The organism is Plantactinospora endophytica, assembly GCF_016862915.1.
Lineage (GTDB): Bacteria > Actinomycetota > Actinomycetes > Mycobacteriales > Micromonosporaceae > Plantactinospora > Plantactinospora endophytica.
This window is the reverse complement of record NZ_BONW01000029.1, coordinates 34933-60220: the sequence shown is the minus strand read 5'-3', so window position 1 is coordinate 60220 and position 25288 is coordinate 34933. Positions and strand designations below refer to the sequence as shown.

Annotated in this window: 22 protein-coding genes and 1 riboswitch; of the genes, 9 read left to right on the top strand and 13 right to left on the bottom strand. The window is 73.6% G+C overall.

The annotated features are described in order from the left end of the window. The first annotated feature begins 80 nt into the window (after positions 1–80). Together Pen02_RS28425 and Pen02_RS28420 are read left to right on the top strand one after the other, a co-directional pair. The gene (locus tag Pen02_RS28425) at positions 81–917 is read left to right on the top strand and encodes a beta-phosphoglucomutase family hydrolase (protein ID WP_203869200.1); all 837 of its coding nucleotides are present in this window, start codon (positions 81–83) and stop codon (positions 915–917) included. 16 nt (positions 918–933) lie between these two features. After that, positions 934–3309, top strand: coding sequence for a glycoside hydrolase family 65 protein (locus Pen02_RS28420; protein ID WP_203869199.1), 2376 nt, complete (start codon positions 934–936; stop codon positions 3307–3309). Between the two features lie 46 nt (positions 3310–3355). On the opposite strand, the gene Pen02_RS28415 is transcribed toward Pen02_RS28420, so the two are convergent. Continuing rightward, positions 3356–4384 (bottom strand): coiled-coil domain-containing protein, encoded by a 1029-nt coding sequence (locus Pen02_RS28415; RefSeq protein WP_203869198.1) that lies wholly within the window; start codon positions 4382–4384, stop codon positions 3356–3358. A gap of 3 nt (positions 4385–4387) precedes the next feature. Beyond that, a riboswitch (cyclic di-AMP (ydaO/yuaA leader) is annotated at positions 4388–4518 on the bottom strand. Between the two features lie 229 nt (positions 4519–4747). On the opposite strand from Pen02_RS28415, the gene Pen02_RS28410 reads away from it, so the two are divergent. Next, positions 4748–5941 carry a NucA/NucB deoxyribonuclease domain-containing protein gene (locus Pen02_RS28410; protein ID WP_203869197.1) on the top strand — a complete coding sequence of 398 codons (1194 nt, stop codon included), beginning with the start codon at positions 4748–4750 and terminating at the stop codon, positions 5939–5941. A gap of 134 nt (positions 5942–6075) precedes the next feature. On the opposite strand, the gene Pen02_RS28405 is transcribed toward Pen02_RS28410, so the two are convergent. Further along, positions 6076–6282: a hypothetical protein gene (locus Pen02_RS28405; protein WP_239141425.1), complete on the bottom strand. Its 207-nt coding sequence runs from the start codon at positions 6280–6282 to the stop codon at positions 6076–6078. A gap of 225 nt (positions 6283–6507) precedes the next feature. On the opposite strand from Pen02_RS28405, the gene Pen02_RS28400 reads away from it, so the two are divergent. Both Pen02_RS28400 and Pen02_RS28395 read left to right on the top strand, forming a co-directional pair. After that, complete coding sequence (locus Pen02_RS28400) at positions 6508–7161, top strand: dienelactone hydrolase family protein (RefSeq protein ID WP_203869196.1); 654 nt, start codon at positions 6508–6510, stop codon at positions 7159–7161. Between the two features lie 19 nt (positions 7162–7180). Then, positions 7181–7960, top strand: coding sequence for a TIGR04222 domain-containing membrane protein (locus Pen02_RS28395; RefSeq protein WP_275413617.1), 780 nt, complete (start codon positions 7181–7183; stop codon positions 7958–7960). A 27-nt stretch (positions 7961–7987) separates the two neighbouring features. Here the strand turns inward: Pen02_RS28395 and Pen02_RS28390 are convergent, their stop codons facing one another. From Pen02_RS28390 to Pen02_RS28375, 4 genes are all read right to left on the bottom strand, one after another. Beyond that, positions 7988–8779 carry an FAD:protein FMN transferase gene (locus tag Pen02_RS28390; RefSeq protein ID WP_203869218.1) on the bottom strand — a complete coding sequence of 264 codons (792 nt, stop codon included), beginning with the start codon at positions 8777–8779 and terminating at the stop codon, positions 7988–7990. Between the two features lie 41 nt (positions 8780–8820). Then, positions 8821–9333: an FMN-binding protein gene (locus Pen02_RS28385; RefSeq protein ID WP_203869194.1), complete on the bottom strand. Its 513-nt coding sequence runs from the start codon at positions 9331–9333 to the stop codon at positions 8821–8823. A 34-nt stretch (positions 9334–9367) separates the two neighbouring features. Continuing rightward, positions 9368–11008 (bottom strand): ferredoxin reductase family protein, encoded by a 1641-nt coding sequence (locus Pen02_RS28380; RefSeq protein WP_239141423.1) that lies wholly within the window; start codon positions 11006–11008, stop codon positions 9368–9370. Between the two features lie 260 nt (positions 11009–11268). Further along, positions 11269–12048 (bottom strand): LppU/SCO3897 family protein, encoded by a 780-nt coding sequence (locus tag Pen02_RS28375; RefSeq protein ID WP_203869193.1) that lies wholly within the window; start codon positions 12046–12048, stop codon positions 11269–11271. A 474-nt stretch (positions 12049–12522) separates the two neighbouring features. Between Pen02_RS28375 and Pen02_RS28370 the strand changes: the two genes are divergently transcribed. From Pen02_RS28370 to Pen02_RS28360, 3 genes are all read left to right on the top strand, one after another. Then, positions 12523–15636 (top strand): AfsR/SARP family transcriptional regulator, encoded by a 3114-nt coding sequence (locus Pen02_RS28370; RefSeq protein ID WP_203869192.1) that lies wholly within the window; start codon positions 12523–12525, stop codon positions 15634–15636. Between the two features lie 72 nt (positions 15637–15708). Next, positions 15709–16464 (top strand): helix-turn-helix transcriptional regulator, encoded by a 756-nt coding sequence (locus Pen02_RS28365; RefSeq protein WP_203869191.1) that lies wholly within the window; start codon positions 15709–15711, stop codon positions 16462–16464. 97 nt (positions 16465–16561) lie between these two features. Then, positions 16562–17017 (top strand): nuclear transport factor 2 family protein, encoded by a 456-nt coding sequence (locus Pen02_RS28360; RefSeq protein ID WP_203869190.1) that lies wholly within the window; start codon positions 16562–16564, stop codon positions 17015–17017. A gap of 197 nt (positions 17018–17214) precedes the next feature. On the opposite strand, the gene Pen02_RS28355 is transcribed toward Pen02_RS28360, so the two are convergent. Then, the gene (locus tag Pen02_RS28355; protein WP_203869189.1) at positions 17215–17628 is read right to left on the bottom strand and encodes a VOC family protein; all 414 of its coding nucleotides are present in this window, start codon (positions 17626–17628) and stop codon (positions 17215–17217) included. Then, a complete protein-coding gene (locus tag Pen02_RS28350) occupies positions 17625–18737 on the bottom strand; it encodes a helix-turn-helix domain-containing protein (protein WP_203869188.1) in 1113 nt (370 codons plus the stop codon). The genes Pen02_RS28355 and Pen02_RS28350 overlap by 4 nt, the downstream gene beginning before the upstream one ends. 141 nt (positions 18738–18878) lie before the next feature. On the opposite strand from Pen02_RS28350, the gene Pen02_RS28345 reads away from it, so the two are divergent. Continuing rightward, positions 18879–19505: an NADPH-dependent F420 reductase gene (locus Pen02_RS28345; RefSeq protein ID WP_203869187.1), complete on the top strand. Its 627-nt coding sequence runs from the start codon at positions 18879–18881 to the stop codon at positions 19503–19505. A gap of 69 nt (positions 19506–19574) precedes the next feature. Here the strand turns inward: Pen02_RS28345 and Pen02_RS28340 are convergent, their stop codons facing one another. The 5 genes from Pen02_RS28340 to Pen02_RS28320 all read right to left on the bottom strand — a co-directional run bounded on the left by Pen02_RS28340 (position 19575) and on the right by Pen02_RS28320 (position 25196). Further along, positions 19575–20810 (bottom strand): AI-2E family transporter, encoded by a 1236-nt coding sequence (locus Pen02_RS28340; RefSeq protein ID WP_203869186.1) that lies wholly within the window; start codon positions 20808–20810, stop codon positions 19575–19577. Between the two features lie 188 nt (positions 20811–20998). Continuing rightward, positions 20999–21931, bottom strand: coding sequence for a hypothetical protein (locus tag Pen02_RS28335; RefSeq protein ID WP_239141421.1), 933 nt, complete (start codon positions 21929–21931; stop codon positions 20999–21001). Positions 21932–22145: 214 nt separating this feature from the next. Continuing rightward, positions 22146–22832, bottom strand: coding sequence for a response regulator transcription factor (locus Pen02_RS28330; protein WP_203869185.1), 687 nt, complete (start codon positions 22830–22832; stop codon positions 22146–22148). Beyond that, complete coding sequence (locus Pen02_RS28325; RefSeq protein ID WP_203869184.1) at positions 22802–23965, bottom strand: hypothetical protein; 1164 nt, start codon at positions 23963–23965, stop codon at positions 22802–22804. Before Pen02_RS28325 ends, Pen02_RS28330 begins: the two co-directional genes overlap by 31 nt. After that, positions 23955–25196, bottom strand: coding sequence for a sensor histidine kinase (locus tag Pen02_RS28320; RefSeq protein ID WP_203869183.1), 1242 nt, complete (start codon positions 25194–25196; stop codon positions 23955–23957). The genes Pen02_RS28325 and Pen02_RS28320 overlap by 11 nt, the downstream gene beginning before the upstream one ends. Between the last annotated feature and the right edge of the window lie 92 nt (positions 25197–25288).

Here is a 25288-nt window from a genome sequence, read left to right as displayed (position 1 = left end):
CCGGGGAAGCCCTTCGACGCATCGGCGTGGCCGGGGCGTAAACCGTGCCGGTCGGGATCACCCCGGTTAAGTTGATAGGCGTGTTGGGCCTACCCGCGCACGTGACCGCCTGTCTCTTCGACCTCGACGGCGTGCTGACCCAGACCGCCCGCGTACACAACGCGGCCTGGGCGCAGACCTTCGACGACTTCCTCCGGCGCCGCGCCGAGCGCACCGGTGAGCCGTTCCGGCCGTACGACCCGGGCGACGACTACAACCGGTACGTCGACGGCCGTCCCCGGGCCGACGGGGTACGCACGTTCCTCGCCTCCCGGCAGATCACCCTGCCGGAGGGGGAACCGGACGACCCGCCGAGCGCCGACACCGTCAACGGGGTGGGCAACCGGAAGAACGTCATCCTGCTCCAGCGGATCCACGACGACGGTGTGCTGCCGTACCAGGGATCGGTGACCTACCTGCACGCGGCGCGGGCGGCCGGACTGCGCCGAGCCGTCGTCTCGGCCAGCGCCAACGCCGGCGACGTGCTCGCCTCCGCCGGGCTCGAACCGCTGGTCGAGGCCAGGGTGGACGGAGTCGTCGCCCGGCAACGCGGACTGCGCGGCAAGCCGCACCCGGACACCTTCCTGGCCGGCGCCGAACTGCTCGGGGTCCGCCCCGACCAGGCCGTGGTCTTCGAGGACGCACTGGCCGGTGTGGCGGCGGGCCGGGCCGGCAACTTCGGTTACGTGGTCGGGGTGGACCGGGTGGGCCAGGCCGACGCGTTACGTGAGCACGGCGCCGACATCGTGGTGCGCGACCTGTCCGAGCTGCTCGGCGACGCGGAACCGCGCGGTGCCGAGGCCGGCGGCGGCGAACCGGCGGAGGCCGGCCGGGGTGGTGCCGGAGCGGCGGACGCCGGGCCGGGGGTGGTCCGGTGACTGCGAGGAGGCGCCGATGATCCGGGAACGGGCCTATCCCGTCGAGCCGTGGCACGTCCGGGAGACCCGGCTCGACCTGGACGTACTCGCCCAGGCCGAATCGGTCTTCGCACTCTCCAACGGGCACATCGGGCTGCGCGGCAACCTGGACGAGGGCGAGCCGCACGGCCTGCCCGGGACGTACCTGAACTCCTTCTACGAGCTGCGTCCGCTGCCCTACGCGGAGGCCGGGTACGGCTTTCCCGAGTCCGGCCAGACGATCGTCAACGTCACCAACGGCAAGCCGATCCGGCTGCTCGTCGACGACGAGCCGTTCGACGTCCGGTACGGCGAACTGCTCAGCCACGAACGCGTGCTCGACCTGCGCGGCGGCACCCTGCAACGGTCGGTCGAGTGGCGCTCCCCGGCCGGGCGTACGGTGCGGATCTGCTCGACCCGGCTGGTCTCGTTCACCCAGCGCTCGGTGGCCGCGATCGAATACCGGGTGGAGCCGGTCGACGGCCCGATGCGGCTGATCGTCCAGTCCGAACTGGTCGCCAACGAGCAACTGCCGGCGCAGAGCCGGGACCCCCGGGTGGCGGCGGTGCTGGAGTCGCCGTTGCAGTCCGAGGAGCACCTGGTGCACAGCGACGGCGCGCTGCTGATCCACCGGACCAAGGCGAGCGGGCTGCGGCTGGCCGTCTCGATGAGCCACGAGGTGCACGGGCCGGAGCGCAAGCTGGTCGGCACCGAGGCGTACGAGGACTGGGCCAGGACCACTGTCACCTCCGTGATCAAGCCGGGTGAGCAGCTCCGGGTGGTGAAGTTCGTCGCGTACGGCTGGTCGAGCCGGCGGTCCCGCCCGGCACTGCGCGACCAGGTGGCGGCGGCGCTGGCCGGCGCGAAGTTCTCCGGCTGGGACGGTCTCTGCACCGAGCAGCGGCGCTATCTCGACACCTTCTGGGACGACTCCGACGTGCGGGTCGAGGGCGACCCGGAGGTGCAGCAGGCGGTCCGGTTCGGACTCTTCCACGTGCTCCAGGCCGGCGCCCGGGCCGAGCTGCGGCCGATCGCCGCGAAGGGGCTGACCGGGCCGGGCTACGACGGGCACGCCTTCTGGGACACCGAGACCTTCGTGCTGCCGGTGCTTACCTACACCCTGCCGTCGGCGGTCGCCTCGGCGCTGCGCTGGCGGCACTCCACCCTGCACCTGGCCCAGGAGCGGGCCCGGACGCTCGGGCTGCACGGCGCCGCCTTCCCGTGGCGGACCATCCGGGGCCAGGAGACCTCGGCGTACTGGCCGGCCGGCACGGCCGGGTTCCACATCGCGGCCGACATCGCCGACGCGGTACGCCGGTACGTGCAGGCGACCGAGGACGAGCAGTTCGAACGCGAGGTCGGGCTGGAACTGCTGGTGGAGACCGCCCGGCTGTGGCGCTCGCTCGGGCACCACGACCGGCACGGCCGGTTCCACCTGGACGGGGTGACCGGGCCGGACGAGTACACGGCGGTGAAGAACGACAACGTCTACACCAACCTGATGGCCCAGCGGAACCTGCTGGCCGCCGCCGACGCCGCGACCCGGCACGGCGAGGAGGCGTGGAAACTCGGCGTCGACGACGAGGAGATGGCCGCGTGGCGGGACGCCGCGCACGACATGCACATCCCGTACGACCCGGAGCTGGGCGTACACCCGCAGGTGGAGGGCTTCACCCGCTATCAGGAGTGGGACTTCGCCGGCACCCCACCGGAGCAGTACCCGCTGCTGCTCAACTACCCCTACTTCGACCTGTACCGCAAACAGGTGATCAAGCAGGCCGACCTGGTACTCGCGATGCACTGGCGGGGCGACGCGTTCACCGACGAGGAGAAGGCGGCGAACTTCGCCTACTACGAGCGGCGTACGGTGCGCGACTCGTCGCTGTCGGCCTGCACCCAGGCGGTGCTGGCGGCCGAGACCGGGCACCTCGAACTCGCGCACGACTATCTGGGCGAGGCGGCCCTGATGGACCTGCACGACCTCAACCAGAACACCCGGGACGGCGTGCACGTCGCCTCGCTGGCCGGCGCCTGGATCGCCCTGGTGGCCGGGTTCGGCGGGCTGCGCGACCACACCCCGACGCTCGCTTTCGCACCCCGGCTGCCGAGCCGGATCGACCGGCTGGAGTTCTCGCTCCGCTACCGGGGCGTGCACCTGCGGGTGGACGTCCGGCCGCACGAGGCGACGTACTCGCTGCGCGACGGCGAGCCGGACGACGCGCTGGAGTTGCTGCACCACGGCGAGACGCTCCGGGTGACCTGCCTGGACGCGGTGACCCGGCCGATCCCGCCGGCACACCGCGCCGGACCACAGCCGGCCCAGCCGGCCGGGCGGGCGCCGGTGCGGCGTACCCCGGAGAGCGAACCGAGCTGACCGCCGCAACGCCTCGGCGCGGTGACCGCCGCCCGAGGTGTCGCGGCTAGATCAGCGACAGGTGTACGTGGTTGGTGTGGTCACTGGACGGGTCGCCGTGTGCTCCGCCGTACGACTTCCAGCCGGTGGTCGGCAACCAGATCTGCCGGTACCAGATCACGTACAGCACACCGAGCCGGTCGGCGTTGCGGACGAAGTACGCGGCCAAGTTGTTGCCGTAGGTCCGGTCGGCCCCCTCGGCGGCACCGTGGAAGCCACCCGCCTCGGCGGAGAAGTCGCAGGCCCGCCCCTTTGGGTGCTCGTACGGGCCGCCGGAGCGGTAGCACCCGGTGAACCGGGTGAAGCCGGCCCTCCGGGCCTCGCCGTACGCGTGCAGGGTGCGCGGGGTGACGCAGCCCGTGGTGGTCGGGTCGGGTTGGCTGCACGACTGCGGTGGCCAGGAGCCGTCGGCCGCGCGCGGCGCGGGTCGGGCCACCGGTGAGCTGGCGACGACGAAACCGCCGGTGGAGGCGCCGCCGACCCGGGCCAGCGCCCGCTCGGCGGCCTGCTTCTGCCGCAGCATGATGGCGAGTTGCCGGCGTTCCTCGGCGACCTCGGCGTCCAGCGCCTGCTTCGCCCGCGCCGCCCGCTGCCGGGCCTGGCCGAGGTCGCGCAGCGCGTCGTTGTCCCGCAGCGCCACCGCCTCCAGCCCACGGGCCCGTTCCAGGAGTTCGTCGGCCGAACCGCTGTGCAGGAGTACCAGCACCGGGCCGATCCTGCCGGTCCGGTACGCCGCGCGGGCCACCTGCTCCACCCGGGGTCGCAACTCCGCGATCCGGCCCTCCACCCGACGCAGTTCGGCGGCGATCCTCGCCTGCCGGGCCTGGGCGTTGGCCAGCGCGTTCCTGGCCTGTAGGTAACCGCGACCGGTCGATTCGAGCACGTCACGCAGGAGCGGCGTGTCGCCCTCGTCGCCGAGGACGGCGGGGCTGTTCGCCTCCGCCACGCCGGGCCGGAGCGCCGCCCCGGTGAGCGCGCCGAACGTGGCGAGCAGGGCCAGGGCCAGCGGCAACCGCCGACGTGTGGATCCCGTCATGCATGTCCCTCCGTCGCCCGCCTACCGAGTTAGCTGACGGGTTCGGGACGGAACAAGTCCCTACCGCGGTTGCGGACTCACCCCACCTACCTGGGTCCCCGGTTCACCCGAAGGTGATTCGGCGGCGGTCACACCGGCGCGGAGGGGGCGCCACCAGGCGGAACCGGGGTCAGACTACCTGATCAACTGTGCTGGTCAGGTGGATTTCGGGGTGATCCGGCGTGGAAAATTCGCGCCGCCCCGGCGGGCCGGTCGGCCCGTCCAGTTGGGCTCCAGTCGCCGTCCAGCGGAACTCCGTAGGTTGCGGCCAGCCGGCCGTCCCATCCCCCGCAGGGCGGCCGGGACCGAACTGGAGGAGGACAGATGCCCGATTCCACCGTACGAAGGCGGCTACTCGCGCTGGCCGCGACCGTGGCCTGCGCCGTGGCCCTGCTGCCCGGACAGCCGGCGGCGGCGGCCCCGCCGTCCGTCGACCCCGCCGTACTCAGGTTGGCACCGGAGAAGCCCTCGGAAAGCTGCGCGGCGACGCTCAGCAGGGCGGCCGGCGCGGCCAGGGGCAGGGCCGGTACGGCGCCCTGCGTCGAGATGGAGACGCTGACCCGGACCACCCCGACCGCGGCGGCCGAGGACAACTCGCTCGCCGTCAACTGCGGCGCCTCCGCCTGGGAGTACGACCGCAGAGGCGCCTGCGCCACCGCAGGCCTCACGCTGACCGTCTACCACATCCCGTCCGGTACCCCGATCGGCGTGATCGTGATGACCACCAGCTTCATGGTCGACCTCGGTGGGATCGACGGGCGGCCCCGGTACAACGTGACGGTCCGGGTCACCGCCCTCGCCGGAGCGGTGATCGGCACCTTCATCCTGCACGAGGGCTACTGCGAGTACGGCTGTAGCGGCTTCACCGGCGGCAGCCCGCGCCTCGTCGACTACGCGGGAGCGTCGGCCAACTTCATCCTGAACGCCGGCACCACCGCCACCGCGCCCGGTGCGGTACACGACGCCTCGATGATGCTCTACTACTGGTTCGCGAACGTCGCCTGGACGCCGCAGTACTCCAACGCGGTCGGGGCGTCGAGCCCACGGTTCCGCTGCGACAACGCGGTACCCGGCCTGAACGAGCCGGGCTGCGTGTACCCGCTGATCCGGCCGGCGTACCGGCCCAGCCCGGCCAACGGCAGCTACCTGCGGCACCTCCAGTTGGCGATCAACCACTACAACATGCCCCGGACCCTGAACCGGACGACCGAGGAGTTCGACCAGACGCAGAACCACCGCCGCGCCTGCCCCGGCATGCACCAACCCCCCGGCGGGTACAGCTGTGACGAGTACCCGTTCCAGTCCACGTCCCAGGGTGCCTACACCGGCGGGTGGCCGCAGGGGTACACCTTCGACGGCTGTCAGATCGACTGGGTGCCGGTCCGTCATGTCGGCGCCGACGGGTGGAGCGTCTGCTACATCCCGGCCTTCGAGAACAGCAGCGGCGGCAACGAACTGAACCGCTTCTACGTCAACAACCGGGTCCTGAACCGCGACGCCTTCGACGTCGTACCGTGAGTTCCCAGGCGGGGCGGCCGTCTTCGGCTGCCCCGCCCGGTCTCCCGAACGTCTCGCTCGCCGTCGACGCCGCCTCCGCCGTTGGCGTGGCGGCTGAACCCTGTTCTGCCGAGCGAGGCGCGGAGTCCGGACGGTCAACGGTCGCGCGGGTCCTCGGAGTACCGTTCGCCGCTGGACGGCATGCCGACCGCGTCGCGCGGTGGCATCCGGCGCGGGTCGTCGAGCGACCTGGCCTTGGCGGCCTCGTCCGCCCATTCGCTCCGGTCGGGATTCTGCTGCTCCGCCTCGTCGGCGCGGGCCGGGCCGGACTTCGCCTTGCCGGATTTGTGGCGGGCCATCATGTCCCTCACGTTCGTCTGCCGGTCGGCCTGCCGCCGTCCGGTGCCTGGTCGGACGTCGCGGCCTTCCCCGGCTGCGGACCGGCAAACCCGGCCGCCGGGCCGGCCGGTCTCGTGCGGGGTTGACTCCGGCGCCGCCGGGTAAGCCCGACAGAACGGCGAATGGGGCACGCACGGCGCCGGGCGCCGCGCCGGGAAGCGCCGCGAGCAGCCAGGGGAGGCAGGCGGATGGACGTCCGGAGTACCGAGACCACGATTCCGGCCGGAGACGTACAGCTCGCCGGTGACCTGGTCGTCCCGGCCGACGCGCGCGGGATCGTGCTGTTCGCGCACGGCAGCGGCAGTTCGCGGTACAGCCCGCGCAACCGGATGGTGGCCGAGGCGCTGCACCGGCGCGCCCTGGCCACCGTGCTGGTGGACCTGCTGACCCGGGGCGAGGAGGCGGTCGACGACCGGACCGGCGAGCTGCGCTTCGACATCGGCCTGCTCACCGGGCGACTCGTCGGCATTGTCGACTGGCTGGCGACCGGGGAGCCGGCCGGACGGCTGCCGGTCGGACTCTTCGGCGCCAGTACCGGAGCCGCCGCCGCGCTCTCCACCGCCGCACACCGGCCCGACCAGGTGTACGCGGTCGTCTCCCGGGGTGGCCGCCCGGATCTGGCCGGCGCCGACCTGCGTCGGGTACGCGCCGAGACGCTGCTGCTGGTCGGCGGGTTGGACGACGAGGTGCTGCGGCTCAACGAACAGGCCCTGGCCGACCTCGACGCCCACGCGGAACTGCGGGTGGTGCCCGGCGCCAGCCACCTGTTCGAGGAGCCCGGCACCCTGGACCAGGTCGCCGAGGAGGCGGCGTGCTGGTTTCTCGGCCACCTGCCCGACTGAACTTCCCGCCCGGCCGGTAGTGGTCGCCGCCCGGCCGGCAACCGTCCGCCGGGCCGGCGTGCGTGGGTTTCCCATACTCGGAGACATGAGAGCGCCACGCGACCTGAGTACGACGGATCTCGGCTACCTCAACGGTGGTGCGTGGGGTGCCGTCCGGGCCGGACTGGTGCTGCTGCACGGCCGGGGCAGGGTGACCGCCGACCGCGCCGGCGGGATCGCCCGGACGGGCAGCATGCCGGCGGACGGCGAACCACTGGAACGCGCCCTGTTCGGTGCGCTCTACGGATCGATGGCGCCCCGGGAGGTGGCCGGCAAGCGGCGGGTCCGGCAGGCCCTGGCCGAGCAGCGGGAGAGCCTGATCGGGTTGGGACTGCTCCGTCCGGCCTGGCGCCGGTTCCTGCTGCCGGCGATGCTGGTGCTGGTCCTGCCGATGATGGTCGCCCGGCTGGTCGCGGCCGACCTGCTCGGTGTCGGGGTGGGACTGCTGGTGGTGCTGGCGTTCGTCGGGCTGGCCGGCTGGTTTCTGCCCCGGCGTACCCTCTCCGGCGGGCGTACGCTCCGGGACGCCCGGCGTCGGCATCCGCTGCCGATCGGCCCCGACGGCGAACCGGTCGACCAGCCGATCGGGCTCGATCCGGGGCTGGCGGCGGCACTGTACGGCAGCGTCGGGCTGCTGGCGACGGTGCGGCTGTTCGCCCGGGACGGCGGACTGCTCGACGGCGGAACCTGGTCACGTTTCCTCGGTGACTCCCAGCCGAGCGGCGGGACGTCGGGGGACAGCGCCCCGGGGCACATCTGAGGCCCAGGCGGCTCAGCCCAGGGCGGCTCAGCCCAGTCGGGGCGCGGGCTGCCCGGTCAGGTCGGACCGGGTCACCGAGGTGCGCTGCGCCGGTTCGGTGGGCAGCACCGGAAAGCCGTCCGAGCGGAAGCACAGCTCGTCGGAGGTGATGATCCCGACCTCGTGGTCCGGCAGGTCGGCGAGCCAGCGCAGCCCGGACTGGCCCATCGCCACCCCGGCCGTCGCGTACGCGTCGGTGCGGCCGAGGTCCGTGCCGACCACGGTGACCGAGGTCAGTTCGGTGGCTGGCGCGCTCCGGTACGGGTCGATCACGTGGAAGCCGCGCTCGTACGTGCCGGAGGTGGCGACCGCGAAGTCGTTGCCGCCGAGTACCCAGCAGATCTTGTCCTCCTGCCACGGGTGCCGGACGCCGATCCGCCACGGTTCACCGGGCCGGGGACCGCCCCGGGCCCGGATGTCCCCACCGGCGTTGATCCAGTGCGACTCGCAGCCGGCGGCCAGCAGCCGATCCGAGGCGACCTGCACCGACCAGCCCTTGACGTAACCGGACGGGTCGAACCGGCCCGTCGCGTACGCGTCGAAGTAGCCGTCGGTGTCCCGCCACAGGTCGGCGCAGGCCTCGACCACCAGCCGCAGGTCGGCGGAACAGTCCTGGATGGACAGTTCGCCCCGGTCGAACCGGTTGACCTCGCTGTGCTCCTTGAAGGTGCTGAACCGCTCGTCCACCTCGCGGAACCAGTCGAACGTCTCGTCGGCCAGCGCCGCCAGACGCCGGGCCGGCAGCGGGTCGGTGAGATGCACGCTGATCGGCGTACCCATGATCTGCTCGACCCGGCGCAGCCCGGCGGTGGCCATCGAACTCAGGCCTTCGCCTTGTCGAGCGCCGACTGTAGCGACGCCTTGTAGGCCGCGCTGGTCAGGCTCGCCCCGGAGACCGTGTTCACCTTGCTGGCGCTGGTCGCGGCGAGGGCCTGCTGGCGCAGCTTCGGAATGGCGCCCTCGTTGATGCTGGCGCTGGTCGGGTCCTCGTCGGGGTAGGTCGCGTCGGCGTCGGTGACCTTGCCACCGGCGACCGTGATGGTCACCTTGATGGCGCCGTAGTCGTAGTTGGCGGTCGCCCCGGCGAAGGTGCCGTCCTTCAGCCCGCCCGCCGGCTTGGCCGGCGGCTTCTTGGCCGCCGCCGGAGGCGCGGTGGTCTTCTTCCCGCCGGCCGGGGCCTTGGCGGAGGCGCTGGGGGCGGCCGACGCGCCGGTCTCCTCCTCCAACGCCACCTGGGTGTCGGGGTTCGCGGTCGACGAGGTGCCGAGCTTGGCACCGATCAGCAGGCTGGCGCCGATGGCGGTGCCGAGGACGGCGAAGGCGGCGCGACGCACGGGAATTACCTCCGTAGGGGTGGGGTGCGGGGGATCAGAATTCGAACGGGTCGAGGTGGATCTGCCGGCGCGGCACCCGGAGCTTGCGCATCGTCCGCATCGAGACGTCGACCAGACCACGCGGCCCGCAGAGGTAGACGTCCCGGCGGCGTACGTCCGGCACCAGCTCGCGCATGCCCTTCGCGGTGAACAGGTGCCGGGGCGCCGGATCGTCGCGGGAACCGATGACGTACCACACCTGGGCGTTGCGGGACCGGGCCAGGAAGTCCAGCTCGTCGCGGAAGAGCAACTCCTCCTCGCTGCGGCAGCGGTAGATCACCACCGTCTGCTCGGGCAGGTCCTCCAGCAGCGCCCGGATCGGCGCGATGCCGCTGCCAGCGGCGATCAGCAGGGCCCGGGGCCGGATCGCCCGGTCGGCGGTGAACACCCCGGACGGCCCCTCGGCGAAGATCCGGGTACCCGGCTCCAGGTATTGCAGCGACTCGGTGTGGTCGCCGACCACCTTGACGGTCAGCCGCAGCCACTGCTCGTTCGGCGCCGCCGAGAGCGAGAACGGGTGCGCCTGCCACCAGGCGCCCTTGGTCAGGAACCGCCACCGGAAGTACTGCCCGGCCCGGGCGTCCAACTCGTCGAGCCGGTTGCCGGAGATGTAGATGGAGACCATCTCGAACGCCTCCGGGACCACGTCCTCGACCCGCAGCCGGTGCCGCAGGTTGAACTTGAGCGGAGCGATGATCCGTCCCCAGAGGACACAGGCGACGACGAAGACGTACAGCCCGGCCCAGAAGTACTGCCCGAAGCCGGGCTTGGAGAGCTCCTGGCCGGCGGCGAACTGGTGGCCGTAGCTGAACAGCAGCACCAGGTAGGTGCTCAGGTGCAGGTAGTACCAGAGTTCGTAGTTCATCAGCCGGCGGATCGCCCGGATCGCCAGCAGCGCGATGCCGACCAGGATGCCGGTGGCCACCGTCGCGCTGATCATGTCCTCGTACGTGCTCAGCAGCCGCCAGGTGCCCTCGACCACCGGCGTGTTGGTGAGCTTGCTGTAGCCGACCGCGATCAGTCCGGCGTGCGCCAGGATGGCCAGCAGCAGGAAGGCGCCCAGCTCCCGGTGCCAGATCAGCAGCGAGTGCGCGCCGATCCAGCGCTCCAGCCAGCCGACCCGGCTCATCAGCAGCACCTGGGCGAGCAGCAGGAACCCGCCGACCATGCCGGTGAGCCGGCCACCGGCGATCAGGATGTCGGCGGTGGTCCGGATCGACTCGGCCGGGGTGTTCAGCCACCACAGGTAGACGCTGGTGGCCAGCGCCGACCAGAAGACGATGTGGAAGAAGAGCCGGCCGCTGCGGTCGTAGGGTTCGACCTCGGCGGTCTCCCGGTGCCGGGCCGCCTCCGTCGCCCCGCTGATCGGGTTGGGCCGGTACGCGGGCGCGTCCTCGGCGTACGACCACGGCTCGCGGCCACGGGACGGCTCGCGGCCACGGGACGGATTCGACCAGGCGTCGTCCGTACGTGCCGGCTCGGCCGGGCCGTACCGGTCGACGTCGTCGTACGCCTCCCGGTCCCGCCCCCGGGGCGGCGGCCGGTCGTAGGGGTCCTCGGACGGCACCCTTGGCAGCAGGCCGGTCACCCATTCGGTGAGCGGCTCGGCCGTATCGACATCCCGACGACGAGTCACGAAGAATATGTACCGGTTCGGCAGCCCGGATACCAAGCCCGAGCGGCCGGCTTAGTTCACTCTTAAGAATCGCTTGGTTGGCGGCTAAGGAAGCGACCGTGCGGTGGCCCCGGGCGCTTCCGCCCCGGACCACCGCACCCCCCGTTGGTCAGCTTCCGTCGGCCCGCCGCGCCGGGCGGCCGGCCGTGCCCCGTACACCTTCGGCGGCCTGCCCCCTCACGGGCCGCCGCGCGGGCACGGGTCGTACCCCGGCACCGCCGTCAGCGGGCCGGACCCACACACAGGATGAAGTCCTGGAGCGTGCCGATGGTTCCGTCCTGGTAGAGGTACTGCGTGTAGTCGGTGGACTCGCAGGCGGACTCCTTGATGGTGCCGTCCTTGCGCAGCAGCACCTTCAGCGCGCCCTTGGCGCCGCAACTGGACTCCTCGACCTCGTCGGTCGCCTCGTCGATGGTGAGGCAGTCGCCCTTCTTGAACTGGTCGAGGTTGCCCTCGATGGTCTCCTCGCCGGGCGTCGGCGACGGCTTGCCCTTCGGCGGCGTCGTCTTGCCGCTCGCCTTCGGGCTGGGGCTCGGGCTCTGCTCGCCGGCCACGTTGGCCGGGTCGCCGTCGTCGCCGGCCCAGAGCACCGCCGCCGTGCCGCCACCGCAGCAGAGCAGCACGACGCCGAGCACGATCCCGATGATCAGCGGCGCCTTGCTCTTCTTCGGCGGAACCGGCTCGCCGAACGAAGCCGGCGCAACCGGCCCGGCCGGTGAGCCCGGCTGCGACGGGTAGCCCGACGCCTGCGGGTACGGCTCCGACGCTTGCGGGTACGAGCCGGCCGACGACGAGTAGGAGCCCGGGGCCGACTGGTACGGGCCGGGCGACGACGGGTAGGAGCCCGGCGACGACTGGTACGGGCCCGGGGACTGCGGCGGGTAGCCGGATCCGCCACTCGTCGGGGCGCCGTACCCGGGCGGGTTGCCGTAGCCGGTGTCCTGCCGGGGGTCGTGCGGCGGCTCGCCGGGGCCGTAGCCCGGCGGTGGATATGTGGACATCGTTGCCTTTCGAAGGAGAACGGATGGCCGCGGCCGTCCGGCGGACGGTCGGCCGGCATCATCTAAGTCGCACCGGTCAACTCCGGCGGTGGGGACGGCCGGGCCGGAACGGTCAGGGCAGCCGCACCGACGATCGCTCCGCTGGCCAGCGACTGGTAGGCACGCCCACTTCCCGTGAACTTCTTCGGACTTGGTGGCCGGTGGAGAGCCGACCTGCCGTACACATCGGATGGTCCGGGTGCCCGGCGCCCGATCCGGTGCCAGAGATACTGGCGCCGGGCCCCCGAACGCCGACCCCCGTGACCGGCCCGCCCCCCACGGGCCTCTAGCAGCTTGGGGATGCCCGCCACACGATTGCCACACGATTGCCCGACGCCGCGCCGCCCGACGGCCGGTACGCGGCCACATCCTGGGCAGACACCGTAGTACGGTTTCATGTCCGTGATTGGCCGGCTGGGTTCGGGGAGACGGCACGTGAAGTTCGGGGTGCTCGGGCCGCTGCGGGTCTGCGCGGACTCGGGTGCCGAGGTGGTGCTGCGCAGCCGGCACCAGCGCACCGTGCTGGGCGCGCTGCTGGTGAACGCCGGGCAGCTCGTCACCGTCGACCGGCTGGTGGAGACGCTCTGGGGCGACCGCCCACCGGCCTCGTACGCCTCCAACCTGCAGACCTACGTCTCCCGGCTGCGGGAGCGGCTGCCCGGCCTGACGATCGAGCACCGCAGCGACGGCTACCTGCTGCGGGTGGGCGCCGACGACGTCGACGTGCTGGTGTTCCGGCGGGAGATCGCCACCGGCCGGGCGGCACTGGCCGCCGGTGACCCGGTGCTGGCGGCCGAGCGGTTCCGGCGCGGGCTGCGGCAGTGGCGCGGACGGCCGCTCGCCGACCTGACGGTGCCGACGCTGGAGCCCGAACTCGCCCAGTGGGAGCTGGAACGGATCGGTGCGCAGGAGGACTGCGTGGACGCCGACCTCGACGCCGACGGCGAGCTCGCCACCGTCCTGTCCGAGCTGCACCAACTGGTGACCGAGCACCCGATGCGGGAGCGGCCGTACGGTCAGTTGATGGTGGCGCTCTTCCGCGCCGGGCGCCGGGCCGAGGCGCTGGCCGCGTACCAGCGGGCCCGGGAGATCCTTGTCACCGAGTTGGGCGTCGAGCCGGGGCCCGAGCTGCGCCGGCTGCACCAGGCGATCCTGCGGGGCGAGGAGCCCTCGGTCGCCCGGCCCGGCAACCGGCCGGCGGCGGAGACCCGGTCGCCGTTCCCGGTCTGCCAGTTGCCGCCGGCCCTGTCCGGCTTCGTCGGCCGGACCGGTGCCATCGAGCGGATCGAGCGGTCGCTGGAGCCGGACGGCGGCGCCGTGCCGGTGGTGGCGGTCTCCGGACAGCCAGGCGTGGGCAAGAGCGCCCTGGCGGTGACGGTGGCGCACCGGATCCGGGAGCGGTTTCCCGACGGGCAACTCTTCGTACACCTGGCCGGGGCCTCGGCCGCGCCCCGGGATCCGGCCGCGGTCCTGGCCGACCTGCTCCGGGCGCTCGGCGTACCAGGATCGGCGTTGCCGCAGAACCTCGCCGCGCTGGCCGCGGCCTACCGGGCCCGGCTCGCGGACCGGCGGGTGCTGGTCGTGCTCGACGACGCCGCGACCGCCGCCCAGGTCCGGCCGCTGATCCCGGGTACGCCGGGCAGTGCGGTGCTGACCACCAGCCGGCGCCGGCTGAGCGGGCTGATCGACGCCCGGCACCTGCCGGTCGGCCCGTTGACCGACGACGAGGCGCGAGCCCTGCTCGCCCACGTGGTGGGGCCGGAGCGGGTGGCGGAGGAGCCCGGTCAGGCGGCCAGGATCGCCGCCGCCTGCGGCAACCTGCCGCTGGCGGTACGCATCGCCGGCACCCGGCTGGCCACCCGGTCCTGGCCGCTGGCGATCCTCGCCGACCGCCTCGACGACGAGCGGCAGCGCCTCGACGAACTCGCCGCCGGTGACCAGCAGGTCCGGGCCAGCCTGGCGCTCAGCGTGCAGGCGCTCTCCGCGCCGACCCGGGAGGCGTTCGGCCTGCTCGGCTCGCTCGGCGCGGTGAGTTTCGCGGCCTGGGCGGTGGCCGAACTGCTGGACAGTGCCGACGCCGACCGGGTGCTGGACGAGTTGGTCGAGGCGAGCCTGCTGGAGGTGGCCCGGCCGGCCGACGGCGGCGAACCCCGGTACCGCCTGCACGACCTGCTCCGGGTCTACGCCGAGGAACTCGTCGTCGACGACCGGCCCGCCCCGGACCGGCCGGCCTCCGGGGCGGACGCACCGGCCGGGCCCGCCCGACCGGAAACCCCGGCGGTACGACGACGCGCGGCGACCCGCCGCCGGCTGGTGGTGGCCGCCGCCGCGCTGGCCGGCAGCGCCGCCCGCCGGCTGCCCCGCACCCTGACCTGGGCCCGCCTGGAGGAGCGGCCCGAGCCGGTACGCCCGTCCCGGGCCGCCGAGCGGGTCGCCGCCGACCCGCTGGGCTGGTTCACCGCCGAACTCGACTTCCTCACCGGCCTGCTCGGGCTGGCCGGGGAGTGCGCCGCCGAGCGGGCCGCGATCGACCTCGCCGAGCGGCTCGCCCCGTTCCTCTGGGTGCACGGCCACTGGACGGAGTTGCAGGCGGTGCAGCGGCTCGCCCGGCAGGCCGCCGAGCGGATCGGGGACGACCGGACGATCGCCCGGGCCGACTTCGTCAGCGGTGTGCTGCGGCTGGCCCGGGGTGACCTGGCGGGCGCCGCCGAGCGGCTGCGCGACGGCCGGGACCGGTACGAGCGGCTCGCTGACCGGCACGGCCTGGCCTGCCTGCTCAGCGACCAGGCGGTGCTGTACGACTACCAGAACCGCGCCGAGGACGCCGCGTCGACGGCCGAGCGGGCGGTCGCGCTGTTCCGGGCCGAGGGCGACCCGCTCGGTGCCCTGCTGGCCGCACCGGTGCTCTCCGCCGCCTACCGTGGGTTGGGCCGGCTGGACGAGGCGCTGACGGTGGACGAGACGGCGGTGGCCGAGGCCGGTGAGCTGGGCGCGGCCGAGATTGTCACCGCCCGCTGCCTGAACGCGCTGGCGGTGACCCGACTGCTCCGTGACGAGCCGGCGCTGGCGTACGCCGCCGCGGAGCGGGCCGTGGCGCTGCTGCGTACGGTGAACGACCGGTACGTCCTGCTGGCCGCGCTGCGGCATCTCGCCTCGGCGGCGGTCTGCCTGGGCCGGCGGGCCGAGGCGGTGCACCGGCTCCAGCAGAGCCACGACCTGGCGGTGCAGTTGGGTGACCGGCCCTGGGCCACCGGGCTGGCCCGGGACCTGGCGGTGAGCTGGATCGGCGAGGGGCGGGCCGTGGCGGCGGTCGGGGTACTGCGCCGGTGCGCCCGGACGTTCGAGGAGATGAGCATGCCGTCGGCCCAGGCAGCCACGTTGCAGATGTTGGCCCGGGCGTACGACGAGACAGGTGACCGGGAGGGCGCCCGGGACGCCCGGTTCTGGGCGGGGATCCTCACCGATCCCCGGGACACCCGGACTCCGGCACTGGCCGGCATCGTACTGCGGCTCGCCGACGCGCCGGGGCTGGTCGGCAGCGGCTCCTGACCGACCCGGAACCGGTCGGCGGCGGGTCGCCGGTCGGCCGGAAATGTCGTACCTGACCGGTAGTTTTGGCAGGTGAACCGTACCGATCGGCTTTACGCCCTGGTGGAGGAGTTGCGCGCGGTCGCACCCCGACCGCGCAGCGCACGCTGGCTCGCCGACCGATTCGAGGTCGACGCGCGCACGATCAGGCGGGACATCGGCGCCCTACAGGAGTCCGGCGTGCCCATCTACCCCGAGTTGGGTCGGGGTGGCGGCTACGTGCTGGACCGGGCCTACACCCTGCCGCCGGTGAACATCACCCCTCGGGAGGCGGTCGCCGCCGCCGTCGCCCTGGAGACGATGGCCGACACCCCGTTCCTCGACGCGGCACGCTCGGTGCTGCACAAGATCCTTGCCGTGATGCCACCGTCCGGAGTGGACGCGGTACGCGAGGCTGCCGGCCGGATCCGGCTGGCGGAGTTGGCGCCGGAGCCGGTGGCGGCGCCGGCCCGGCAGGTGCTCCGGGCCGCCGGCGACGCGCTGTTGAGCCGCACCGTGCTCTCCATCGAGTACGTCGACCGGCACGGCGCCATCTCGCACCGGCTGATCGAGCCGGTGGAACTGCTCGGCGCCGGGCGCCAGTGGTATCTGGTCGGTTGGTGCCGGCTCCGGCAGGAGGTACGTGGTTTCCGGCTGGACCGGATGCGCCGGGCGGCGCCCACCGACGAGACCGCGCCGCCCCGGTCGATCGAGCCCGCCTGGCGGGGTGGTCTCGACGTGCCGGCGACCCGGCTTCAACTGCCCGGACGAGCGGATTCGTCGAAAAAAGCGGACAGGATGCTGTCCTGACCAGCGCCGAGAATGGTGGGTGACGAGGCCGGCCCGGTGCCGCCGACGCGATCGACGGGCACCGGGCCGGTTCACCGCCCACGGGAGGACTCTCGCGATGACCATCAACACCAACCACAGCTCGGTCGTGGTCCCGGTCGACTCCCGGCCGATGCTCTGGCAGAACTGGATGGCGCTGCGCAACGGGGACCGCTCGCTCGTCGAGGAGATCCTCGCGCCCACGGTCCTCGCCCACCTGCCGGTGCCCGGCGGCTCCCCGGAGCAGGTCCAGGGTCGGCAGGCGCTGGTCGCCTGGGTGTCCGGCCGGCACGCCGGCTGCCCGGACGCACGGCTCGCCGTCGAGGTCGGTCCGATCATCGGCCCCGACCTGATCGCCGGCCGGTGGATGCTCACCCGGGCCGGTGACGACCCGGCCAACCTCTGTCCACATCGGATCATCGTGGCCTGCTCCGGCGTCGACATCCTGCGGGTCGACGGCGACCGGATCGTGGAGTACTGGAGCCACGACGACAGCGTCCGGTTGGACCGCTGCCTGACCTACAGCGCCGCGTGACGGCCGCCGGCCGGGACGGTGTGCGACCACCGTCCCGGCCGGGCCGGCCGCCCGGCCGTCGAGCGGATCTGACCGCCGTCGACCGCAGCGGGTTCCGCCGCACTGTCGCACCTGGAGACCGGCAGGGTGGCGGTGCCGTCGACGTGCACCTGGACGGCCCCCCGTGCCGCCGCCCCCGTGCCGCCGTCCCCTGGAGGTCAGGCCGGCGCGGCCTCGCCCCGGTAGGTGCCGAACGACCACCGGTTGCCCTCCGGGTCCCGGACCAGGAAGTCGCGCGACCCGTAGTCGGTGTCCCGGACCTCCTGGACCACCTCGGCACCGGCCGCGACCGCCCGGGCATACAACGTGTCCAGGTCCTCGGCGACGGCGTACGCGCCGAAGGTGCCCGGCCGCAACGGCCAGCGGTCCGCCGGATCGTCCCGGACGGAGCCGAGCATGATGCCGCCGCCCGGCGGCCAGCGGAGCTGGGCGTGGTGTACGACGTCACCGTCGGCGCTGACCACCACCTCCTCGAAGCCGAACGCGTCGACGAGGAACCGGATCAGTCTCCGGGCGTCCCGGGCCCGCAGGGTGGGCCACACCTGCGGCGGTGGAGGCGAGTTCGCTGTCATGCCGGCGAGTCTGCCGGCCCGGTCCCCGCCCCGGCTTGGACGTTTCGGAACTCCTCGCCCCGGTCCGCCGACCGGGTCACGTGCCCGGGGAAGCTGATCTTTTTTGGCATGGATGTGACCCTGGACGGCGACGCTGGTGTCGCTGACCCTGACCCCGCTGGCGATCCCCCGCGACCCGGCCGGCCCGCACCGTACGTGCCCGCCCCGCGAACCGGTCGGGCCGCACCGGTCGACGTGCCGACCCCGGCCGGTTCGGCGACCCGCTCCGATCGCCCGGCGCCCGGCGCGACCGCACCCTCGTCGGCGAGCCAGCGGCTGGGCGGGCAGCCGGCGAAGGCCCGGAAGTCCCGGTCGAGGTGCGCCTGGTCGTAGTAGCCGGTCGCGGCGGCGACCTCGGCCAGCCATCCGGGCCGACCGGCGACCGGCGGGCGCCGGAGCAGCCGGCGGGCCCGGTCGAACCGCACCACCCGGGCGGCCCGCTTCGGACCCAGCCCGATCTCGACCCCGAACGCGCGGCTCAGGTAGCGGGTACTCCAGCCGGTCTCCTCGGCCAGTACGGCCACCGGCACGCCGCCGCCGGTGGTCAGCAGGCGCCGCCAGGCGTGCAGGAGTTCGGGCGGGAGTCGGGTGTCCGGGGCGAGCCGCTCGGTGAGCAACCGGTCGAGCAGTGCGAACCGCCCGGCCCAGCCGTCGGTGCCGACGAGCCGTTCCCGGAGTTCGGCGGCGAACGGCCCGAGGACGGTGCCGGCATCCACGTCGGCGTGCGCGAGTCCCCCGGCCGGCAGGCCGAGCAGGGCCCGGGCGCCGAGCGGGTGCAGCAACAGTTGGATCCCGGACTGCCGGCCGGGATGTGCGATCAGCGCGGGTGCGGTGTGCAGGCCGCCGAGCAGCGTGTCGTACCGCCCGGGGGGCGTGGCCGGATCCGGGTGGGCGAGCACCACCAGCGGGTCGTCGAGGGTGACGATCAGCGTCAGGTACGGCGACGGCAGGCCCCGGTGTCGCCCGGGCGGTAACCCGCTTTCCCGGTAGCCGACGTACCCGGCGAGGTACTGCCGCAGCGCCGGCGCCGCACGCCGGCCGACGAACTCCGACCTGGGCCCGGTAGTCATCCCGTCGCCTCCGCTCGGACCGCTGCCCCGGCCCGACCGGCCCGGGTCCGGCCAGCCTATGTCCGCGCCCGGGTGCGGGTCGGGTGTTTGACCGGTGACCGGTCGGGTAGCCCGGCCCAGGCGGTGGGAAGGGGAAGAACCGTGCGGATCGGCATCGTCGGAACGGGACACGTCGGCGGGACACTGGCCCGGCTGTTCGCCAAGGCGGGCCACGAGGTGGCGGTGGCCAACTCGCGGGGCCCGGACACCCTGCGTGGGCTGGCCGACGAGTTGGGCGAGCGGGCGCGTCCGGCGACTGTCGAGGACGCCGCCCGGTTCGGCGAGGTCGTGGTGGTCTCCATGCCCGTCGGCCGGTACGACGGACTGCCCGCCGACCCGATGGCCGGCAAGACGGTGATCGACACCGGGAACTACTACCCGGAGCGGGACGGCCACCATCCCGACCTCGACCAGGACCGGACCACCTCCAGCGAGCTGCTCCAGCGGCACCTGCCGCAGGCCCGGGTGGTGAAGGCGTTCAACACGATGCGCTGGGACCACCTGCGCGAGTTCGGCCGGCAGTCCTCGGCGCAGCGGCGCTACGGCATCCCGGTCTCCGGCGACGACGTCGACGCCAAACGCCGGGTCTCCGACCTGATCGAACAGGTCGGCTACGAGCCGGTGGACGCCGGCCGGCTGGCCGAGGGACGTCGGCACCAGCCGGGCAGCCCGGTCTACCTCGCCGACCTGAGCGGCGCCGAACTACACACCCAGCTCGGCACACCCTGACCGCTTCCGTCCGAGACGTCGGCCAGGAAGAGCTCCCGTCCGAGACGTCGGCCCGGAAGAGACCACACGTCAGGTCTCCGGCTGCTCCCGGCGCCCGTCGGCGGGTGGCGGACCTGCCGTCGCCTGGCCGGACGGTCCGCCCTGGCCGGCTGGTCCCTGGTCCGGTGGTTTGCCCTGGTTCGCTGGGTCGCCTTGGTCCGCTCGTTCGCCCTGGCCGGCGGCCCGGTCGCGGCGGTCCGTTGCCACCGTGCTGACCACGTTGTAGAGGACTGCGGCGATCGGTACCGCGACGAAGGCGCCGACGATGCCGCCGAGCAGCGTACCGGCGGTGACCACCAGCAGCACCACCACCGGATGCAGCCGCACCTGCCGTTTCATGATCAGCGGTTCGAGGAGGTTGCCCTCCAACTGCTGTACGGCGATGACGGCCGCCAGCACCAGCAATGCGGTCGTCGGCCCCTTCGCGGCCAGCGCGACGAGTACCGCGATGCTGCCGGCCACGGTGGCGCCGATGATCGGTACGAAGCCGCCGAGGAAGGTGATCACCGCCAGCGGCAGCGCCAGCGGAACCCGGAGCACCACCAGCGCTATCCCGATCCCGATCGCGTCGATCGCGGCGATCATCATCGTGCCCCGGGTGTACGCGCCCAACGTCCGCCAGCCGGCCCGCCCGGCCGCCGCAGTCCGCTCCCGAGGGCCGTCGGCGACCCAGCCCAGCACCCAGCGCCACATCGGGCGGCCGTCCTTCAACAGGAAGAACAGCAGTACCAGGACCAGCAGGAGTCCACCGACCGCCTCCGCGACGGTCGCCGCGCCACTGATCGGATCCGGCGCCGACTTCTGCACCCCGGTCACCGCCTGCCGGGTCCACTGGTCGAGCTGCTCCCGGCTGATCGGCAGCGTGCCGGTGAGGAAGTCCCGGGTACGCTCCAGCCCCTGGTCGAGCTGCTGGGTCAGGTCGGAGAACTGGTCGGCGGTCAGCCGCCAGATGAGCAGTACGGCACCGCCGAGCAGCCCCAACAGCAGCAGTACGGTGAGCAGCGCCGCCAGCGCGGGCGGGAGCCGCCATCGGCGCAGCCGGGTGGCCACCGGGTCGAGCAGCCCGGCCAGGAACAGGGTCGCGGCGAGCGCGATGCTGAGCGGGCCGAGCCGGGTGGCGATCTGCGCGAGGACGTACGCCCCGGCGGTGACGATCAGCAGGCAGACGCTGGCTATCACCGCCCAGCGCACCAGCCAGGGGAGGCGGTCCAGGAACTGGCCGGAGCGCGCAGCGTACCCGTTCGACCGGTCGACCCCGTTGCCCATGTCCGCCTCCTGTCGACCTCGGCGTCACGGTTACCCGCCCGATGCCCGAGCGACACCTGCCGCTCTGCGTGGAGATGAACGGTTCGGCGGAACGCCGTCGTCCGGCCACCCGCCGCCGCCGCGAAGCACGGGCACGGGAGCACGGTCAGGAGGCCCGGGGGATGGTCCCGGGCCGACGTCGGGTGCGGTCAGGAGGCCGAGCCGGGCTGCCGCTCGGACCAGCGGTTCGGCGGAACGGCCGGAGTCCGGCCCGGTGTCGGCGAGTTCCGGCCCGACGGCGACAGGTTCCGGGCCGGTGTCGAAGCGCCCGTACCCGGTGCCGGCGAGTTGCCGGTGGGCGGCGCCGAACTCCGGCTCGGCGTCGGCGCGTTGCGGCGACGCAGCGAACGGCGGTAGTAGTCGTCCCGGTGCGCGAACTCGACCGGCAGCGATCCGGGCAGGTCGACACCGCGCCGGGGGTCGGCGAGGGCGTCGGCGAAGAGCGCCAGCCCGGCCCGGGTGAGCAGTGCGTCCCACTCCGGCGGGGCCAGCTCCACCATGGCCGGATTGGCCAGCCGGAACCCGGCCACCGCCCGTCGGATCACGGTGGCCAGCCGGCGTACGCTCTGCGGCGAGTCGAGCGGGCCGCCGGAGAGCGCGAGTGCCGGCCGGCCGGTGGCGCGTACCGCGTCGCAGACCACGAGCAGCCGCTCGTCGGCGCTGCCCTGGGCGGCGTCCGGGCCGGTGCAGGTGGGGAGGATGCGCAGCCCGGCCGGCCACTGCCAGCGGATCTGCCCGGTCACCACCCGGCTGCCGAGCGGCCCGGTCCGGCGGCGGTGCCGTGGGTCGCCCTGCGGCCCGGGTGCCGGCCCGAGCTGGCAGTCCACGCACACGAAGGCGAGCCGTCGGTCGGTCACGGTCACCTCGGCCGGCCGGGGCAGCGCCCAGGCCAGCTCGTCCGGACCGGCGTCGGCGGCGAGCAGGTACCCGGCGACGTCCACCCGGTCGCGCCACAGCACCCGCTCGTCGGTGTCCAGCACCAGCCGGCGGTGCCAGTCGAGCCGGGGAAAGTAGGTGTCGTCCTGGTCCGGGTCATCGAACCGGTAGGGCCGGATGAAGAACGGGGACGCGTTCTCGGTCATTGCGAAAGGCCTCCCGGGTACGGGACGTCGTACCTCCTAGGCTGGCGGACTTCCGGTCCGCTGTCACGACGGTTGTTGGGGGGTCGGACGCTCGGCTGACCCGCGGGCGGCCGTTGGGCGGTCGGCCCTGGATCTACGGCCCGGCCGTCGCGCGAACCCGGCAGCCGCAGCCGCCGCCCGTGCGCCGGGGACACCGCCCGTTGGCCGAATCCGATCAGTTGCCGATCTCGTCGGCCCGGACCAGACCGTCCTCGATGGCCCGGGCGAGCAGGGCCGCCTTGGTCGCGGCGGGCCGGCCGGCCCGGGCATACTTGATCCGGGCCCGGTCGACGTACTGCTTGACGGTGTGTTCGCTGATGTTCATCCGGCGGGCCACCGACGCCTTCGACATCGACTGGAACCAGAGCAGCAGTGCCTCGCGTTCCTTGTCGGACAGTACGGGCCGTCCGGTGCGCCGGTCGCCGACGATCGCCCCGGCCAGCGCCGGTGGCACGTACGGCCGGTCGCTGGCTGCCGCGAGTACGGTGTCCACACAGTGCTCCCGGCCCTCGTGCTTGGCGAGGAAGGCGACCGCGCCCGCGTCGAGTACGGCCAGGATGGTCTCGGAGTCGCTGTGTTCGGAGTAGACCACCACCCGTCGGCCGGCACCGCTCAGCTCGGCCACCTTGTCGAGCACCATCCGGCCGCGCAGCCGTAGGTCGAGCAGGACCACGTCGGCCGGTGGCCGCGCGGCGGCGAGTACCGTGTCCGGGTCCTCGCCGGTCGCCACCACCGCCAGCCGTGGTTCGGTGGCCAGCCACGAGCGGACTCCCTCGATGACCACGGGGTGGTCGTCGACGATCGCGACGGTGATCCGCGATCCGCCCGGAGTCATGTCGCCCGCCACCGGGTCTGCACCCATACCAGTTCCTCGTTCTCCTCGTAGACGTACTCGACCTCGCCCCCGGCACCGGAGGAGTCGTCGCCGGCTCTTCCGATGGCGTCACCGGTGTTGCCGGCCGGCTCAGTAATGATCATCGACGTGCCGGGCGTGGTCAGGCTCACCACCACCTCGTCGGGCTGGCCCACCACGGTCAGCCGGGCCCACCGGGTCGCGGCGGCCAGGGTCGTGGTGAGCGGTTCGGCGAGCTGGCGACGGATCTCCACCGGCAGCGGGGGCAGCGCACCGACGGCCACGAAGTCGACCGGCAGGCCGTTGCGTTCCACCACGTCGACGCAGGCGCGCAGTTCGTGCAGCAGCGGATCCGGCACGTCGTCCGACTCGGCGATCAGCCGGCGCAGCCGGGACGCCTCCAGCGCGCAGCGCCGCTGCACGGCCGGGTCCGCCGGATCGGCCCGCCCCTGCGCGAGTTCGGTCAGGATCGCCCCGGCGGTCCGGTCCAGCGCGGCGAGCCGGTCCCGGCGGGTCTGGTGCATCCGGCCGGCGGCGGCCCGCTCGGTCTCGATCGCCGTCCGGGCGGCCACCGTCCGGGCGGTGCTGCCGGCGAGCGTGCTGAGCAGGTTGACCGCGATCATCATCGCGATCGGCAGGGTGGCGTTGCCGTAGACCGCCATCGCGTACCGGCTGAGGTCGGCGGCGCCACCGCCGCGCAGGGCGAGCACGCCGACCAGCGCGATCGCCGCGCCGACCGCCAGCACCGCGACCAGCGCCGGGATCCGGCGACCCCAGAGCAGGAGTACGACGAACCAGCCCAGCGTCGCCCAGCCGAAGTTGGCGGAGTCGAACACCAGTGGCCCCGGGGTGCAGGCGAAGACGGCCACGTCGACCAGGAGCAGTACCCCGACCAGCGGCCAGGTCGGCGAGGGTGCGCCGCGCAGCAGGTTGACCGCGGCGAGGGTACCGACGGCGGTGAAGACCAGCCAGCCGGCGCCGACCACCCAGGGCAGCCGGTACTGCGACCAGGTGCCGAGCACGGCCGGCAGGTTGATGGCCAGGTGCCAGCCGAAGGCGATGACCACGGCCGCGATTCGGGGACCCCGTTCGACGGTGGCGGTGACCGTGCCCTCGGCACCGCCGGCCAGGTCAGTGGACATCCGGCCACTCCAGCCGGACCCGGGTGCCCCGGCCGGGGGCGGACTCCACCTCGGCCCGGCCGCCGACCGTCGCCATCCGGCCGTGTACGGACTCGCGCAGGCCGTACCGGTGCCGGGGGACCGTGGCCGGGTCGAAGCCGGGCCCGTCGTCGACCACCTCGACCGCGACGGTGTCGCCGGTCCGGTGCAGCCGGACGTGGGTGGTGGCCCCCGGCGCGTGTCGGAGCACATTGGACAGTGCCTCGCCGGTGCTGTCGGTGACCGCCTCGGCGACCGGCGCCGGCACGGTGCACGGCTCCAGCGCCGCGTCGGCCCGCAACTCGGGCAGCCGGCCGAGCAGGGTCCGCAGCCGCTCGTCGAGGGCGATCAGCCGGGCACCCTCCGCCGGCCCGGTGTCGGCCGCCGGCCCGGTCGTCGCCGCCAGGTCGGCCAGGGTACGCAGGTCGGCGGCGGCCCGCTCGCGCAGCAGTGGCGACTGCCCGGCGACCGCGCCGAGGCCGACCACGGTGAGCGTGGAGAGCACGGTGTCGTGCAGGTCGCGGTTCTGCCGGCGCTCCGCGGCCCGGGCCGCCCGCGCGGTCAGGGCGGCGCGGGCGGTCTCCTGGTAGCCGGCGAACGCGGTGTCGGCGAGCCGGCTGCTGCGCCGGGCCACCCCGGCGAGGGCCGCCGCGCTGGCGGTCTGCACGGTGAGGGTGACGGCGTGGCCGACCGCCTCGACGTCGTCACCGGCCAGGTGTGCGCCGATCCCGTACGCGGCGGCGATCAGCAGCCCGGCCGGAACCGATCGGGCGGCCGGTAGGACGAACTGGGCGACGATGACCGAGGTGCTGGACTGGATCGCCACCCAGCTCACCTCGCCGGGCAGCACCTCGGCGGCGACCAGGTCCCGGATCAGCAGGCAGGTGCCGACGGTGAGCAGCAGGTCGACGGCCATCGCGGTCGCCGGCCGGCGCCACCGGACCACCAACGCGGCGAAGAGCAGTGACCAGGCGGTCAGCACGCCCACCACGACGACCAGCAGCGGCGTCGAGACCGGCGGGGTACGCACCGCGAGCGCCGGTATCGCGCAGGCGAGCCCGCAGGTGAGCCGGAGCAGGGCCGGGAAGATGGTGTAGACCCAGCCCAGGGCGCTGGCCGCCGGCAGCTCGCTGTCGACCGACGCCGGACCGGCCGGGGCGGGGCGGGCGGTGGTCGCCGAGCCTGGGCGGGTGGTGGCCGACGGGACGGACATCCGTGCCACCTCCCGTCGTCCCCGCCGCCACGGCACCACGTCGACACCGGACCGTGCCCCTACGCATCGAAGCCGAAGAATAGCAGGGGCAT

Coding starts and splice junctions, on each gene's coding strand:
- Pen02_RS28420 (WP_203869199.1), top strand. CDS start 934: ATGATCCGGGAACGGGCCTATCCCGTCGAGCCGTGGCACGTCCGGGAG.
- Pen02_RS28415 (WP_203869198.1), bottom strand. CDS start 4,384: ATGACGGGATCCACACGTCGGCGGTTGCCGCTGGCCCTGGCCCTGCTC.
- Pen02_RS28410 (WP_203869197.1), top strand. CDS start 4,748: ATGCCCGATTCCACCGTACGAAGGCGGCTACTCGCGCTGGCCGCGACC.
- Pen02_RS28405 (WP_239141425.1), bottom strand. CDS start 6,282: ATGATGGCCCGCCACAAATCCGGCAAGGCGAAGTCCGGCCCGGCCCGC.
- Pen02_RS28400 (WP_203869196.1), top strand. CDS start 6,508: ATGGACGTCCGGAGTACCGAGACCACGATTCCGGCCGGAGACGTACAG.
- Pen02_RS28390 (WP_203869218.1), bottom strand. CDS start 8,779: ATGGGTACGCCGATCAGCGTGCATCTCACCGACCCGCTGCCGGCCCGG.
- Pen02_RS28375 (WP_203869193.1), bottom strand. CDS start 12,048: ATGTCCACATATCCACCGCCGGGCTACGGCCCCGGCGAGCCGCCGCAC.
- Pen02_RS28360 (WP_203869190.1), top strand. CDS start 16,562: ATGACCATCAACACCAACCACAGCTCGGTCGTGGTCCCGGTCGACTCC.
- Pen02_RS28355 (WP_203869189.1), bottom strand. CDS start 17,628: ATGACAGCGAACTCGCCTCCACCGCCGCAGGTGTGGCCCACCCTGCGG.
- Pen02_RS28350 (WP_203869188.1), bottom strand. CDS start 18,737: ATGACTACCGGGCCCAGGTCGGAGTTCGTCGGCCGGCGTGCGGCGCCG.
- Pen02_RS28340 (WP_203869186.1), bottom strand. CDS start 20,810: ATGGGCAACGGGGTCGACCGGTCGAACGGGTACGCTGCGCGCTCCGGC.
- Pen02_RS28335 (WP_239141421.1), bottom strand. CDS start 21,931: ATGACCGAGAACGCGTCCCCGTTCTTCATCCGGCCCTACCGGTTCGAT.
- Pen02_RS28330 (WP_203869185.1), bottom strand. CDS start 22,832: ATGGGTGCAGACCCGGTGGCGGGCGACATGACTCCGGGCGGATCGCGG.
- Pen02_RS28325 (WP_203869184.1), bottom strand. CDS start 23,965: ATGTCCACTGACCTGGCCGGCGGTGCCGAGGGCACGGTCACCGCCACC.
- Pen02_RS28320 (WP_203869183.1), bottom strand. CDS start 25,196: ATGTCCGTCCCGTCGGCCACCACCCGCCCAGGCTCGGCGACCACCGCC.